General features: G+C 70.3%; 14 protein-coding genes. 8 read left to right on the top strand and 6 right to left on the bottom strand.

Annotated elements, in window-relative coordinates; genetic code table 11:
• The first annotated feature begins 162 nt into the window (after window positions 1–162).
• Entirely contained in the window at window positions 163–1,044 is an 882-nt protein-coding gene (locus AQJ54_RS03555; RefSeq protein ID WP_062233804.1) for an alpha/beta fold hydrolase, read from the top strand.
• Between the two features lie 4 nt (window positions 1,045–1,048).
• Here the strand turns inward: AQJ54_RS03555 and AQJ54_RS03550 are convergent, their stop codons facing one another.
• Entirely contained in the window at window positions 1,049–1,942 is an 894-nt protein-coding gene (locus AQJ54_RS03550; protein WP_062233802.1) for an NYN domain-containing protein, read from the bottom strand.
• Window positions 1,943–2,137: 195 nt separating this feature from the next.
• Between AQJ54_RS03550 and AQJ54_RS44820 the strand changes: the two genes are divergently transcribed.
• Window positions 2,138–2,290 carry a hypothetical protein gene (locus tag AQJ54_RS44820; protein ID WP_020136747.1) on the top strand — a complete coding sequence of 51 codons (153 nt, stop codon included), beginning with the start codon at window positions 2,138–2,140 and terminating at the stop codon, window positions 2,288–2,290.
• Window positions 2,291–2,435: 145 nt separating this feature from the next.
• On the opposite strand, the gene AQJ54_RS03545 is transcribed toward AQJ54_RS44820, so the two are convergent.
• The 3 genes from AQJ54_RS03545 to AQJ54_RS03535 form a co-directional block, all read right to left on the bottom strand.
• A complete protein-coding gene (locus AQJ54_RS03545; RefSeq protein ID WP_062024016.1) occupies window positions 2,436–3,041 on the bottom strand; it encodes a MarC family protein in 606 nt (201 codons plus the stop codon).
• A 48-nt stretch (window positions 3,042–3,089) separates the two neighbouring features.
• Window positions 3,090–3,947: a PHP domain-containing protein gene (locus AQJ54_RS03540; RefSeq protein ID WP_062233799.1), complete on the bottom strand. Its 858-nt coding sequence runs from the start codon at window positions 3,945–3,947 to the stop codon at window positions 3,090–3,092.
• Window positions 3,948–4,220: 273 nt separating this feature from the next.
• Window positions 4,221–4,862 carry a DUF6758 family protein gene (locus AQJ54_RS03535; protein WP_062024014.1) on the bottom strand — a complete coding sequence of 214 codons (642 nt, stop codon included), beginning with the start codon at window positions 4,860–4,862 and terminating at the stop codon, window positions 4,221–4,223.
• Window positions 4,863–5,045: 183 nt separating this feature from the next.
• Between AQJ54_RS03535 and AQJ54_RS03530 the strand changes: the two genes are divergently transcribed.
• Window positions 5,046–6,269: an MFS transporter gene (locus AQJ54_RS03530; RefSeq protein ID WP_062024013.1), complete on the top strand. Its 1,224-nt coding sequence runs from the start codon at window positions 5,046–5,048 to the stop codon at window positions 6,267–6,269.
• A gap of 41 nt (window positions 6,270–6,310) precedes the next feature.
• Here AQJ54_RS03530 and AQJ54_RS03525 read toward each other — a convergent pair whose 3' ends face one another.
• A complete protein-coding gene (locus AQJ54_RS03525) occupies window positions 6,311–6,895 on the bottom strand; it encodes a suppressor of fused domain protein (RefSeq protein WP_062024012.1) in 585 nt (194 codons plus the stop codon).
• Between the two features lie 517 nt (window positions 6,896–7,412).
• On the opposite strand from AQJ54_RS03525, the gene AQJ54_RS03520 reads away from it, so the two are divergent.
• Both AQJ54_RS03520 and AQJ54_RS03515 read left to right on the top strand, forming a co-directional pair.
• Complete coding sequence (locus AQJ54_RS03520) at window positions 7,413–8,531, top strand: magnesium and cobalt transport protein CorA (protein WP_062024010.1); 1,119 nt, start codon at window positions 7,413–7,415, stop codon at window positions 8,529–8,531.
• A 10-nt stretch (window positions 8,532–8,541) separates the two neighbouring features.
• Window positions 8,542–9,054, top strand: coding sequence for a hypothetical protein (locus AQJ54_RS03515; RefSeq protein ID WP_062233797.1), 513 nt, complete (start codon window positions 8,542–8,544; stop codon window positions 9,052–9,054).
• A gap of 34 nt (window positions 9,055–9,088) precedes the next feature.
• Here AQJ54_RS03515 and AQJ54_RS03510 read toward each other — a convergent pair whose 3' ends face one another.
• Window positions 9,089–9,835: a hypothetical protein gene (locus AQJ54_RS03510; RefSeq protein ID WP_062233793.1), complete on the bottom strand. Its 747-nt coding sequence runs from the start codon at window positions 9,833–9,835 to the stop codon at window positions 9,089–9,091.
• Between the two features lie 202 nt (window positions 9,836–10,037).
• Between AQJ54_RS03510 and AQJ54_RS03505 the strand changes: the two genes are divergently transcribed.
• From AQJ54_RS03505 to AQJ54_RS03495, 3 genes are read left to right on the top strand one after another with little or no spacing between them, the layout of a single operon-like run.
• Window positions 10,038–11,315, top strand: coding sequence for a magnesium transporter MgtE N-terminal domain-containing protein (locus tag AQJ54_RS03505; RefSeq protein WP_062024007.1), 1,278 nt, complete (start codon window positions 10,038–10,040; stop codon window positions 11,313–11,315).
• The gene (locus tag AQJ54_RS03500) at window positions 11,305–11,907 is read left to right on the top strand and encodes a DUF1003 domain-containing protein (protein ID WP_062024006.1); all 603 of its coding nucleotides are present in this window, start codon (window positions 11,305–11,307) and stop codon (window positions 11,905–11,907) included. The genes AQJ54_RS03505 and AQJ54_RS03500 overlap by 11 nt, the downstream gene beginning before the upstream one ends.
• A gap of 43 nt (window positions 11,908–11,950) precedes the next feature.
• Window positions 11,951–13,084: an Mrp/NBP35 family ATP-binding protein gene (locus AQJ54_RS03495; RefSeq protein ID WP_062024005.1), complete on the top strand. Its 1,134-nt coding sequence runs from the start codon at window positions 11,951–11,953 to the stop codon at window positions 13,082–13,084.
• The last annotated feature ends 130 nt before the right edge of the window (window positions 13,085–13,214 follow it).

Genomic DNA, 13,214 nt, shown 5'->3' with positions numbered 1-13,214 from the left:
CGCCGGGCACCGCGTGACCAACTCCCACCGCAACCGCTCAGGGGCGCGGGGCTGTGTTGATGTGCGGCTCCCCCGCGTGGGCGCGACCAGCCCCCACGCACCCGCACCCGACCGCGCACCCGCAGACCCACTGCGGCCCACCCCGCCCGCTACCCTCACCCCGTGAGCACCCGAGCCGTCTTCGCCCTGCCCCCCGGCGCCCGCGCCTACCCCCTGCACACCGCCCGCGGTGACTTCGCGGTCGTGGAGTCGGACGTGCCCGCCGGTGTCGCCAGGAAGGGCACCGCCCTCTTCGTGCCGGGGTTCACCGGGAGCAAGGAGGACTTCACGCTGCTGCACGGGCCGTTGACGGCACGCGGGTACCGGGTCGTGGCCGTGGACGGGCGTGGGCAGTTCGAGTCGGACGGCCCGGAGACCGACGAATCCGCTTACGCGCAGGACGAGTTGGCGCGAGACGTGCTCGCCCAGGCCGCCGCCGTGGGGACACCCGTGCACCTGGTCGGACACTCCATGGGCGGCCAGGTCTCCCGCGCGGCCGTCCTCCTCGACCACTCCCCCTTCCTGTCCTTCACCCTCGTCTCCTCGGGCCCGGCACAGATCTCCGACTCCCAGCAGCAGCGCGTCAAGCTGCTGCGGGACGCGCTCGGGACGATGACGATGGCCAAGGTGTGGGACGCGATTCTGGCGATGGGCCCTCCGGAGGAGGTCGGCGGCCCCGCACAGGGCATCGGGGACGTCATACAGCTCCGCCGCCGCTGGCTCGGCAACAAGCCCGCCCAACTCCTCGTCGCGGGACGCCAATTGTGCACGGAGCCGGACCGGGTCGCCGAACTGGCCGCCGTCCCGCTGCCGTTCCACGTCCTGTCCGGCTCCCAGGACGACACGTGGCCCGTCCCCCTCATGGACGACATGGCCGTACGGCTCCGGGCGCGTCGTACGGTGATCCCGGGCGCCGACCACTCCCCCAACGCCGACGAGCCGCTCCCCACGGCCCGCGCCCTGGCCGACTTCTGGGACGGCCGTGCCCCGGGCGACGACGACTGAGGCGTCAGTACTGCGCCTGCACGTGCTCCCAGAAACCGTCCCGCAGCGCCCGTCGCAGATCCGACTGGCCGCGCAGCGAGTACTGGAGCAGGCCCTCCGCCTCCACCAGCAGGTCCTGGTCCACCGAGCCCGGTAGGTAGGGGTGGCCGGGCAGGAGTTCCTGGAGCGACTCCCGGCCCCGCTCCGCCAGCCACTTCGCGGCGATCTGCGCGCCCACGAAACGGACGTTCTCGCGGGTGGGCCGGGCGGCCGTCGACTCGTAGGCGGCGGCGGTGCGCCGGGAGACGTACGGCTTGAAGAAGTCGAGGTCGAGGGTGCGCTGGCTGTCGACCTCCCAGAGCAGGGGCTCCGCCTGGTTGCGGCCCTCGGGTGCCTCGATGCCCCACAGATGGACGCGGGCGCCGTAGCCCTGGGCGGCCTCGACCGCGGAGACCAGGTCCTCGTCGCCGCCGAGGAGTGCCGCGTCGCTGATGGCGCGGTGGCGGGCCAGGGACTCCAGGTCGGTGCGGATGAGCGAGTCGACGCCCTTCTGCTGGTTGTTGGCGTTGAGGTTGCCCAACCGGACCTTCACGTCCGGGAGTTCGGCGATGGACTGCTGCTCGGCGGTGTGGATACGGCGTCTCGCGCCGTCGTACCAGTAGACCCTCAGCAGTCTGCTGTCCGCGAAGATGGTGCGGGCCCGGTCGATGAGGGCCTCGATCAGGCCCTCGGCGTCGAGGTCGAAGGCGCGGCGGTCCTCGGTGCCGGCGACGAGTCGTCCCGCGGCCGCGTAGAGGTATCCCGCGTCGACGAAGATCGCATGGGTCGAGGGCGTCTTCGCCACCTCGGCGAGCATGCGCTGGAGCAGCTCGTTGGTGCGGTCGATGCGGGCGCTCAGGGGCGCGAGGTCGTCGTTCATCGCCTCCATTGTCCCGGCGGTCACGCTGCGAACACAACCGGTCCCAATGAGTTCCCGAAGGCTCGCTTACCGGTCAGTAGTTAGTCGTTCGAAAAATTTCTTTAGCGTAGGGAATGTTTGTAACACGCACCCCGTTGAATACCTATGTACGCAGCAATTCTCCGCAGGAGGATGACCAGACGAAGGGAGAAGCCTGTGCGCTTCGAAATCATGCGACTCGACGACGTCGACGGCACGCCCGTGGACAGTACCGTCGTGGACGCCGCCTCCGTCAACCGGATCGTTCAGCAGGCCGCCGCCATCGGGCAGCGGTTGTGGATCCGTCCGGCCGACACCACGGCCTCGTAACACTCACTGATACTCACCGCAGACGGCTCGGACGACTCGGACGACCCGGACGCGATCAACACACACGCTTCGGACGCGGCTCCCCGCACAAGCTTCAGGGCCCCGGTCTCTTCGACCGGGGCCCTTTCGGCTTCCCGGACCGGAGTCAGCTCGCGTGCACGACCTGCGTGATCCCGTTGATGATCTGCTGGACGGCGATCGCGGAGAGCATCATGCCCGCGAGCCGTGTCACCAGCACCACCCCGCCGTCCTTGATGACCCGGATGATCAGCAGCGAGTACCGCATGACCAGCCACAGCACGACATGGATGGCGAGGATGGCCACCCACACCGAGACCTGCGTGGCCACACTGTCGGCCTTCTGCACGGCGAGGATCACGGAGACGATCGCGCCCGGGCCGGCCAGCAGCGGCATGCCCAGCGGTACGAGCGCCACGTTCACGTCCTTGGTCTGCTTAGGCTCGTCGGTCTTGCCGGTCAGCAGGTCCAGGGCGATGAGCAGGAGCAGCAGCCCGCCCGCGATCATCAGCGCGGGCACGGAGACGTGCAGGTAGTCGAGGATCTGGTGGCCGAGGAGCCCGAAGACGGCGATGACACCGCCCGCCACGCAGACGGCCTGGAAGGCCATCCGCTTCTGCACCTTGCCGGGGCGGCCGGCGGTCAGGGCGAGGAAGATCGGGGTGATCCCGGGGGGATCCATGATCACGAAGAGGGTCAGGAAGAGCGAGCCGAAGACGGCGACGTCGAACATGAAAGCCTTGCAGAAGAAGAGAGATGAACAGGGGAGCCGGGCCTGACCTCAGGCCCCGCCGGTCCCCGGCACCGGGAACGCGCCCGTCGCCCGCCGCGTGATCTCCCCGTACACCTCGGGGTCCGTCGTGTGCGCGCCGAGGGCGACCGTCTTGCGGCTGCCGTGGTAGTCGCTGGAGCCGGTGACGAGCAGCCCCAGGTCCGCGGCGAGCCCGCGCAGCCGTACGCGCGTCTTCTCGTCGTGGTCCATGTGGTCGATCTCGATGCCGTCGAGCCCGGCGGCGGCCATCTCGGCGATCGCGGACTCCGGGACGGTGCGGCCGCGCTTGCTCGCGCCCGGGTGGGCGAACACGGTGACACCACCGGCCGCCTTGACCAGCCGGATCGCCTCGAAGGGGTCGGTCTCGTGCTTGGCCACGTGGGCCCGGCCGCCGTCGCCGAGCCAGTCCGGGGTGAAGGCCTCGTCCACGCTCGCCACTACGCCGAGCTCGACGAGCGCGGTGGCAACATGCGGCCGACCGACCGACCCGTCCCCGGCGATCCGTGCGACCTGCTCCCAGGTGACCGGTACCCCGATCTCCTGGAGCCGCGCGACGATGGCCCGCGCCCGCGGCACCCGGTCGTCCCGCACCAGTTCGCGCTCGGCGAGCAGCGCGGGCTCCTCGGGGTCGAAGAGGTAGGCCAGCATGTGCATGGACACCCCGTCGATCCGGCAGGACAGCTCGGCGCCGGTGACGAGGGTCAGCCCGGCGGGCAGGGCGGCAAGCGCCTCGCGGTGTCCACGGGTCGTGTCGTGATCGGTGAGCGCGACGACGTCCAGCCCGGCAGCGGCGGCGTTGCGCACCAGCTCGGCGGGGGTGTCCGTACCGTCGGAGGCGGTGGAGTGGGTGTGCAGATCGATGCGCACGCGGACTCCAGGCGATGACGGGACGGGGAGGGACGCTCAAGGATAACCGGATTTTCCAGGTCCGCTGTCACATCCGCAGGCGGGGTGCGCCCCCTACAGTCGGGGCCAGCAGGACAGTCCGGGCTCCAGCAAGACATCAGGGCCCCAGCAGGACAGCCGGGCCTCAGGAAGACAGCCGGGCTTCAGCAAGACGTCAGGACCTCAGCCCAGGACGGCTGGGTCTCGGTAAGACAGCCACGGCTTCAGCACGACAGCCGGGTCTCGGCAAGACAGTCACGGCTTCAGCAAGCGCGGCGACAGCGCGCCGCACGGCACCAGTTCCAGCTCCGCCCCGGCGTCCCGCAGATCCGTCAGCACCAGTTCGTCGTACATCAGGAGCCCTGACTGCTCGGGCCAGACGACCGCCCACAACCACAGGCCGAGCGCCTCCCCGGCGAAGACCGCCCGGTCGTCCGGCACCCCCGCCACATGCCACAGCGGAGTCGGCCGTCCCGCGGCCAGCACCTTCGCCTGCGCCGGTTTCTCCACGCTCATGTACGGCCCCGGGTCCGGCCCGTCGATCCCCGCGTACCGCGCCCCGAGCCCGACCCCGAGCTCCTCGGCGACGAGGATCAGCTCGCCGACACCCCCGAGCGGGCCGGGGCCCGTGCAGGCCACCGCCGTGGCACGGCCGCCGCTGCGGTCGTCACCCGCGCAGGCCACGCCCGTGAACAGCCAGCCGACCGGCAGCGGCCAGGGCATCCACACCGGCACCTGCGTGCGATGCACCACGACACCGAGGGCCTCGACGCTGGGCGGGATCACGGGCTGCAGCGGATGCACGGTCCCGTGCACATCGCACTGCCAGCTATCGGCGAAGAGTCCGGGAGCCCTGACCCGGCCACCACACTTCGGGCAACTGGGTTCGCCCCTCATAGGGCCCCACGGTCCTACCCTCGCCCCGCCACGTCAAGGACGATCACCCGTCCGGTCGGAAGCGGTTCGCCCCGGCATCACCGGCCGAAGTTAGATGTAGCTTGCATTTATTAGCCACCCTAACTTAGTATGTGTATATACCAACCATCACCGTGAAGCCTCGTCGAGAGTGGAGGAAAGACCATGGACCCCTTCGATGCGGGAGCCGGCGGCATCCTGCGCCAGCCGAAGGCCGTGTGGGCGACGGCAGGTGCGTCCGTCGTCGCCTTCATGGGCATCGGACTCGTGGACCCGATCCTGCCGTCGATCGCCAAGGGCCTGGACGCCACGGCGAGCCAGGTCTCCCTCCTGTTCACCTCGTACTTCCTGATCACCGCGATCGCCATGCTGGTCACCGGCTTCGTCTCCAGCCGCATCGGCGGCAGGAAGACCCTGCTGCTCGGCCTCGCCCTCGTCGTGGTCTTCGCCGGACTCGCCGGCACCTCGGGCTCGGTCGGTGAACTGGTCGGCTTCCGGGCCGGCTGGGGCCTGGGCAACGCCCTGTTCGTCTCGACCGCCCTCGCCGTCATCGTCGGCGCGGCGGCCGGCGGGAGCGCGGCGGCGATCCTGCTGTACGAGTCCGCCCTCGGCCTCGGCATGGCGTGCGGCCCGCTGCTCGGCGCCCTGCTCGGTGACGCCAGCTGGCGCTACCCGTTCTTCGGCACGGCCTTCCTGATGGCGATCGGCTTCCTGTGCATCACCGTGTTCCTGAAGGAGCAGCCGAAGCCGGCCCGCAAGACGTCCCTGCTCGACCCGCTCAAGGCGCTCGGCCACGGCGGTCTCGCCTCGGCGGCCGTCTCGTCCTTCTTCTACAACTACACGTTCTTCACCGTGCTGGCCTTCACCCCGTTCGTGCTGGACATGACCCCGTACAAGTCGGGTGCCGTGTTCTTCGCCTGGGGTGTGCTGCTCGCCGTGTTCTCGGTGTTCGCCGCGCCGCGCCTCCAGGAGCGGTTCGGCTCGCTGAAGGTGCTCGGCGGCTCACTGGTCCTGCTCGCGGCCGACGTGCTCGTCCTCGGCTACGGCAACCACACCGCGGCCATCGTCTGCACGATCCTGTCCGGCGCCTTCATCGGCGTGAACAACACCGTCTACACGGAGCTGGCGCTCGGCGTGTCGGACGCGCCGCGCCCCGTGGCGAGCGCCGGCTACAACTTCGTGCGCTGGTTCGCGGCCGCGGCGGCGCCCTACTTCGCGCCGAAGATCGAGGAGTGGACCGACATCCGCATCCCGTTCGTGGTGGCGGCGGTGACCGCGGTACTGGGTGCGCTCGTGGTCGTCGTACGGCGGAAGGCGCTCACCCACGACGCCGAGGAACTCACACCCCGGCACGCCGTCGAGGACAGCGTCACCGTGTTCGCCAACTGACCGCTTCCGGCCAGTACTTGGTGAGCTTGCTCACGCGGGGCTCAGTCCAGCGGGACGGACCTCCGGGACGGATCCCGGAGGTCCGTCCCGTGCGTCAGCCAGCGCTCCTGGAGGGCCTGGGCACCGTGGACGCGCTTCCAGGCGGCCTCGTTGGGGGTCATCGGGAGCAGCGGCAGGAAGTGCACCGGGTCGAGGGGCTCGTCGAGCTCCAGGTCCTCGACCAGACCGCCCGGCTCGGCGACCAGGACCGAGGTGAACGGGGCGCCGGGCCACAGCGGTTCACCCACGTCGAGCGAGGCGCCCGGGGCCACGACCACGCCCTCGACCTGCGGGGACGCGGCGAGCACGGCGAGCGGGCGGAGCACCTTGTCGGTCTCGGCGAGCCCTGCCCGCACGGAGAGGACCAGTTCGGCGCGCGGGCCCTTGACCGGGTCGGCGAGCATCGCGGTGGGGTCGCTCATCGGCTGCGCCGACATGCCGAGGGTGGCGTAGCGGACGACGTCCCCGTCGGTGAAGCGGAGCACCTCGATGCGGTCCGTACCGAGGAAGGTGACCGCCGCGCGCGCGTCCGGCTCGCCCAGCGCGCCGCGCAACCGGGCCTCGACCAGAGGAAGAACATCTGCCATGCGGCGAGCATAGAACTCGTCAGTACCGGGCAAAGCAGCGCCTTGACACTTCGGGCTGCTGCTAGTCTGGCCCGGTCGTCGGGGCAGCACGCAGAAGCGTCGCGCATCGAGTCCCGACGCCTGTGAGACTCCCTAACGGGAATGATCGTCCCTTACGAGGGACCGGCCGGAGGAGGTGGGGCTGTCATGGATCGAAGTCGACCTGGTAGTACCACTCGTTCTTCCGGCCGCTGATGCAGCCCTGTGACGTTCGGCAACCGCCGCCTCTCACGTTCGCGTCTTCGTGCGGAAGAGCACTTCGTTCGTTTTGCCTGATCACTTTGATCACTCTGATCGCCAGCAGTAGCTGAGTCAGTAACGAAGTCCGCCACCGCGATGGTGCGGTGCTCCCCGCTTTGTGGACGTGCCAAACACCCTTCCCTGCCTCAAGGGCGGGGACCCCTTGCAGGACGTCCTCATTCCGGGTAGTTCCACCCGTCGCCGGGGCCCTTTGTTGCCCGTCACGAAGGAGCCTGCCATGTCGATGATCCGTGACCTGCGTGCCGCCGTGCGCCCGTCGCGTCCCTCGCTGCGCAAGGACAACGGCGCGTACGACGCGACGCGCGACCCCTCGACTCCCTCCGCCGTCGTCGACTGCGCGGTCTACCGCGACGGCCGACGTGTGGAGACCGACTGCCAGCTGAGCCCGCACGAGGCGATGCGCCAGGTGCGCCGGGACGGCGGGTTCGTGTGGATCGGGCTGCACGAGCCGAGCGAGGCCGAATTCTCCGGCATCGCAAGCGAGTTCGGGCTCCACCCGCTCGCCGTCGAGGACGCCGTACAGGCCCACCAGCGGCCCAAGCTGGAGCGCTACGACGACTCCCTGTTCACCGTGTTCAAGACCATCCACTACGTCGAGCACGACGAACTCACCGCCAACAGCGAGATCGTCGAGACCGGCGAGGTCATGTGCTTCACCGGCCGGGACTTCTTCATCACCGTCCGGCACGGCGGCCAGGGCTCCCTCAGGGCGCTGCGCCACCGCCTCCAGGACGACCCGGAGCTGCTCGCCAAGGGCCCCTCGGCGGTGCTGCACTCCATCGCCGACCACGTCGTCGACGGCTATGTGGCGGTCGCCGACGCGGTGCAGGACGACATCGACGAGGTGGAGACCGAGGTGTTCACCCCGGGTCGCGGCGGCAAGGTGTCGCGCGGTGTCGACTCGGCGCGGATCTACCAGCTCAAGCGCGAGGTGCTGGAGTTCAAGCGGGCCGTGGCCCCGCTGCTGCGGCCCATGCAGCTGCTCAGCGAGCGGCCGATGCGGCTCGTGGACCCCGACATCCAGAAGTACTTCCGCGATGTCGCCGACCACCTCGTCCGGGTCCAGGAGCAGGTCCTCGGCTTCGACGAGCTCCTCAACTCGATCCTCCAGGCCAACCTCGCGCAGGCGTCCGTCGCCCAGAACGAGGACATGCGGAAGATCACGTCCTGGGCCGCGATCGTCGCCGTACCGACGATGGTGTGCGGGGTCTACGGCATGAACTTCGACTACATGCCGGAGACGCACTGGCGGTTCGGCTACCCCGTGATCATGGCGATCACCGGTGTCATCTGCCTGGGCATCCACCGCACCCTCAAGCGCAACGGCTGGCTCTAGAGTGGGCGCCATGACCAGCGAGCTGCTCGACCGCGCCCTCGTGGAAGAGGCCACCAAGAAGTCCGGCCTCGTCTGGGTCCAGGGGCCCGGCGCCCCGGCTCGCGCGCTGTGGCACGTGTGGCACGCGGGCGCCGCCTGCCTGGTCGGCGACGGGCCCGGGGAGCAGCCGCTGCCGGGTCTTGTCGACTCGGGCACCGCCGAGGTGACCGTCCGCAGCAAGGACAAGGGGGGCCGGCTGGTCTCCTGGGCGGCCCGGGTCGTGGAGCTGGCGCCGGGGTCCGAGGCGTGGGAGGCGGCGGTCGGCGAACTGAAGGGCAAGCGGCTGAACGCCCCGGACGGCGAGGCGATGACGGAGCGTTGGGCGCGTGAGTGCCGGGTGCTGCGGCTGGAGCCGACCGGGGTCGTGGGCTCGCTGCCCGACGGCGACCTGGCCGAACCGCCCCTGCCGACACCGGCGACCACACGAGAACCGATCCCGGCCGGGCTGCCCCGGCTGCTCCTGAAGCGCCGCAAACGCGGCTGAGCCGCTTGTCCGGGTCGTCGGCCGCCCCGCGCGGCTAGGACGTCGGCAACTGCTTGCCGTAGTCCACCGTCTCGCCCTTCGCCGGCTCGGTCAGGGGGAAGTCCTTGCCCCAGGCCGAGAAGGTCAGCGTGCCCGCGCCGCCCGCGCGGGCCAGGCGCAGCGGGTACGGCTGCCCCTCCAGGGAGACGTCCAGCGTGCCTCCGTCGCCCTTGTCGCCCGTGATGCGGATCGTGCGGGTACCCGCCTGCTCGTGGTGGCCGTCGGTGTCCAGACTGCCGTGCAGCGTCAGAAGCCCGTCGAGGAGAACGTCCTTGTCCGTGAAACCGCTGAACTTCTTGTACGCCGGGTCGCCCGACGGCACCTTCACGTACTTGCCGTCGAGCTTGTCGGCGGCCGCGTCGGTGTCGTCGCCCTTGCCGTCCTCCTGGGCCCAGAAGCCCGCGTCGGCCTTCAGATACAGCTTCTCGCCGATCCGCAGCAGCTGGAAGGTGGCTCCCTCGGCGGTGACCGAGCCGGAGCCGCCGGCGGCGCTCAGGCGCATGTCGAGCTTGTACGTACGCCCGCTGGTGACCACGTTCCCGGACAGGCGCAGTGCGTCGGCCGCGCCGGCGGCCGCCCGGGTCTTCGCCTGGATCTGCTCGGCGGGCAGTTTGCCCACCCCGTTGGTGCCCGCGTCGGGGTCCTCGCTGCATCCCGTGAGCCCCGTGCCCGTCACCACCAGGGCGCACACCGCGCCCGCCAGTACGGTCCTGCGGGTTCGGTCCCGGGCGATCGCGGTCACAGGTGGGGCTGCCTCTCCGACGACGGTCCTTCAGCGTGGTACGGCAGCGTACCGGGGCTCGGGCCCCCGGGCGGAGCCGGACCGTCCGGACCCCTCACCAGGGCGTATCCGATCGGTACGGGCTAGCCTTAAGCCCTCCCGAGCGGGCAATCCGGACAAGGAACGTCGAACGAATCACCCCGTACGCAAAGGAAGCACAGCCATGGCAGCGGGAGCCCCCCGGATCTTCGTCTCGCACCTCGCCGGTGTCGCCGTCTTCGATCCCAACGGCGACCAGGTGGGCAGGGTGCGCGACATGGTCGTCGTACTGCGCGTCGGGCGCAGGCCGCCCCGGGTGCTCGGCCTGGTCGTCGAACTGTCCACCAGGCGCCGCATCTTCCTGCCCATGACCCGGGTGACGAGCATCGAGTCCGGTCAGGTCATCACCACCGGTGTGCTCAACGTCCGCCGCTTCGAGCAACGGCCCACCGAGCGCCTGGTCTTCGGCGAACTGCTGGACCGGCGGGTGACCCTGGTCGAGTCCGACGAGCAGGTCACCGTCCTCGACATCTCGGTGCAGCAGCTGCCGGCCCGCCGGGACTGGGAGATCGACCGGGTCTTCGTCCGCAAGGGCGGCAAGGGCGGGGCGTTCCGGCGCAAGGGCGAGGCGCTGACCGTCGAGTGGTCCGCGGTCACCGGCTTCACGCTGGAGGAGCAGGGACAGGGCGCCGAGAGCCTGCTGGCCACCTTCGAGCAGCTGCGCGCGGCCGACCTCGCCAATGTCCTGCACCACCTCTCCGCCAAGCGGCGCGCCGAGGTGGCGGCCGCCCTCGACGACGACCGCCTGGCCGACGTCCTGGAGGAACTCCCGGAGGACGACCAGATCGAGATCCTCGGCAAGCTGAAGGAGGAACGGGCCGCCGACGTCCTGGAGGCCATGGACCCCGACGACGCGGCCGACCTGCTCTCCGAGCTGCCCACGGAGGAGCAGGAGCGGCTGCTGAGCCTGATGCAGCCGGGGGACGCGGCCGACATGCGGCGCCTGATGGCCTACGAGGAGCACACGGCCGGCGGTCTGATGACGACCGAGCCGATCGTCCTACGGCCCGACGCGACCGTCGCCGACGCGCTCGCCCGCGTCCGCAACCCCGACCTCTCCCCCGCGCTCGCCGCCCAGGTGTACGTGTGCCGGGCACCGGACGAGACCCCGACCGGCAAGTACCTCGGCACGGTCCACTTCCAGCGGCTGCTGCGCGACCCCCCGTACACCCTGGTCAGCTCGCTCGTGGACGACGACCTCCAGGCCCTCGACCCGGACGCGACCCTGCCGGTCATCGCCGGGTTCTTCGCGACGTACGACATGGTCGCGGCCCCCGTGGTCGACGACTCGGGTTCGCTGCTCGGTGCGGTCACCGTGGACGACGTACTCGACCACATGCTGCCCGAGGACTGGCGGGAGACGGAGTTCGACGCGGAGGGGGCGGCCCACCATGACGCCTGAGCGAGAGAGCTCGAACCGCGAGCGCGGCGGGCCGGCCGGGGCCACCGCGGCGAGCCGCACCCGCGCCCGCCTCGACCAGCCGCGTCCGCCGCGGCGCAGGCTGCTGCCCGAATGGGACCCGGAGGCATTCGGACGCCTGTCCGAACGGATCGCCCGGTTCCTCGGCACCGGCCGGTTCATCGTCTGGATGACGGTCGTCATCATCGCGTGGGTGCTGTGGAACATCTTCGCGCCCGGCGACCTGCGCTTCGACAACTACCCGTTCATCTTCCTCACGCTGATGCTCTCCCTCCAGGCCTCCTACGCCGCCCCGCTGATCCTGCTCGCGCAGAACCGGCAGGACGACCGGGACCGGGTCAACCTGGAGCAGGACCGCAAGCAGAACGAGCGGTCGATCGCGGACACCGAGTACCTGACCCGGGAGATCGCCGCGCTGCGGATCGGTCTCGGGGAGGTGGCGACCCGCGACTGGATCCGCTCGGAGCTCCAGGACCTGATGAAGGAGCTGGAGGCACGCCAGCACGACGGGCATGCCCTATTCCCGGCAGAACGGTCGGATCGGCCGTCGGGACGTGACGTAGACGACCGTTGATGACCGTGCAGGGGGCCCCGCACGGCGCCGTACCATCGTCTGTATGGCTAGCGAAGACGCGGTGCGCGAGGCACTGGCGACGGTGAACGACCCCGAGATCAACCGGCCCATCACGGAACTCGGGATGGTCAAGTCGGTCGAGATCGGGGCGGACGGGGCGGTCGCGGTCACCGTGTACCTGACGGTCTCCGGCTGCCCGATGCGCGAGACGATCACGCAGCGCGTGACGGACGCGGTCGCGGCGGTCGAGGGCGTCACGCGCGTCGACGTCACGCTGGACGTGATGAGCGACGAGCAGCGCAAGGAGCTGGCGACGGCCCTGCGCGGCGGCCAGACCGAGCGCGAGGTCCCGTTCGCCAAGCCCGGCTCCCTGACCCGCGTCTACGCGGTCGCCTCCGGCAAGGGCGGCGTCGGCAAGTCCTCGGTCACGGTGAACCTGGCGGCGGCGATGGCGGCCGACGGCCTCAAGGTGGGCGTGGTCGACGCCGACATCTACGGCCACTCGGTGCCGCGCATGCTCGGCGCGGACGGCAGCCCGACCCAGGTCGAGAACATGATCATGCCGCCGTCGGCGAACGGCGTGAAGGTCATCTCGATCGGCATGTTCACCCCGGGCAACGCGCCGGTGGTGTGGCGGGGCCCGATGCTCCACCGCGCGCTTCAGCAGTTCCTGGCGGACGTGTACTGGGGCGACCTGGACGTCCTGCTCCTGGACCTGCCCCCGGGCACCGGCGACATCGCGATCTCGGTCGCCCAGCTCGTCCCCAATGCCGAGATCCTGGTCGTGACGACCCCGCAGCAGGCGGCGGCGGAGGTCGCCGAGCGCGCCGGCTCCATCGCGGTCCAGACCCACCAGAAGATCGTCGGCGTGGTGGAGAACATGTCCGGCCTCCCCTGCCCGCACTGCGGCGAGATGGTGGACGTCTTCGGCACGGGCGGCGGCCAGACGGTCGCGGACGGCCTCACCCGCACGACCGGCGCCACGGTCCCGGTCCTCGGCTCCATCCCGATCGACGTCCGCCTCCGCGAGGGCGGCGACGAGGGCAAGCCGGTAGTACTGAGCGACCCGGACTCCCCGGCGGGGGCTGCGCTGCGAGGGATCGCGGGGAAGCTGGGGGGACGTCAGCGGGGGCTTTCGGGACTTTCGCTGGGGATCACGCCTAGGAACAAGTTCTGACAGACCGAAAGAGGCCTGCAGGAATTCCTCCTGCAGGCCTCTCGTGGACCGTCGTCACATCATTCGCTGCTAATATTACCGGCTTGCGGGTCCGGCTTCATCCACAAGTACCTTGATCCGGCTTTTCCTC

This window comes from Streptomyces griseorubiginosus (assembly GCF_001514195.1).
In the GTDB taxonomy this organism is placed as follows: Bacteria; Actinomycetota; Actinomycetes; order Streptomycetales; family Streptomycetaceae; genus Streptomyces; species Streptomyces griseorubiginosus.
This window is presented reverse-complemented; position numbering and strand designations above follow the sequence as displayed.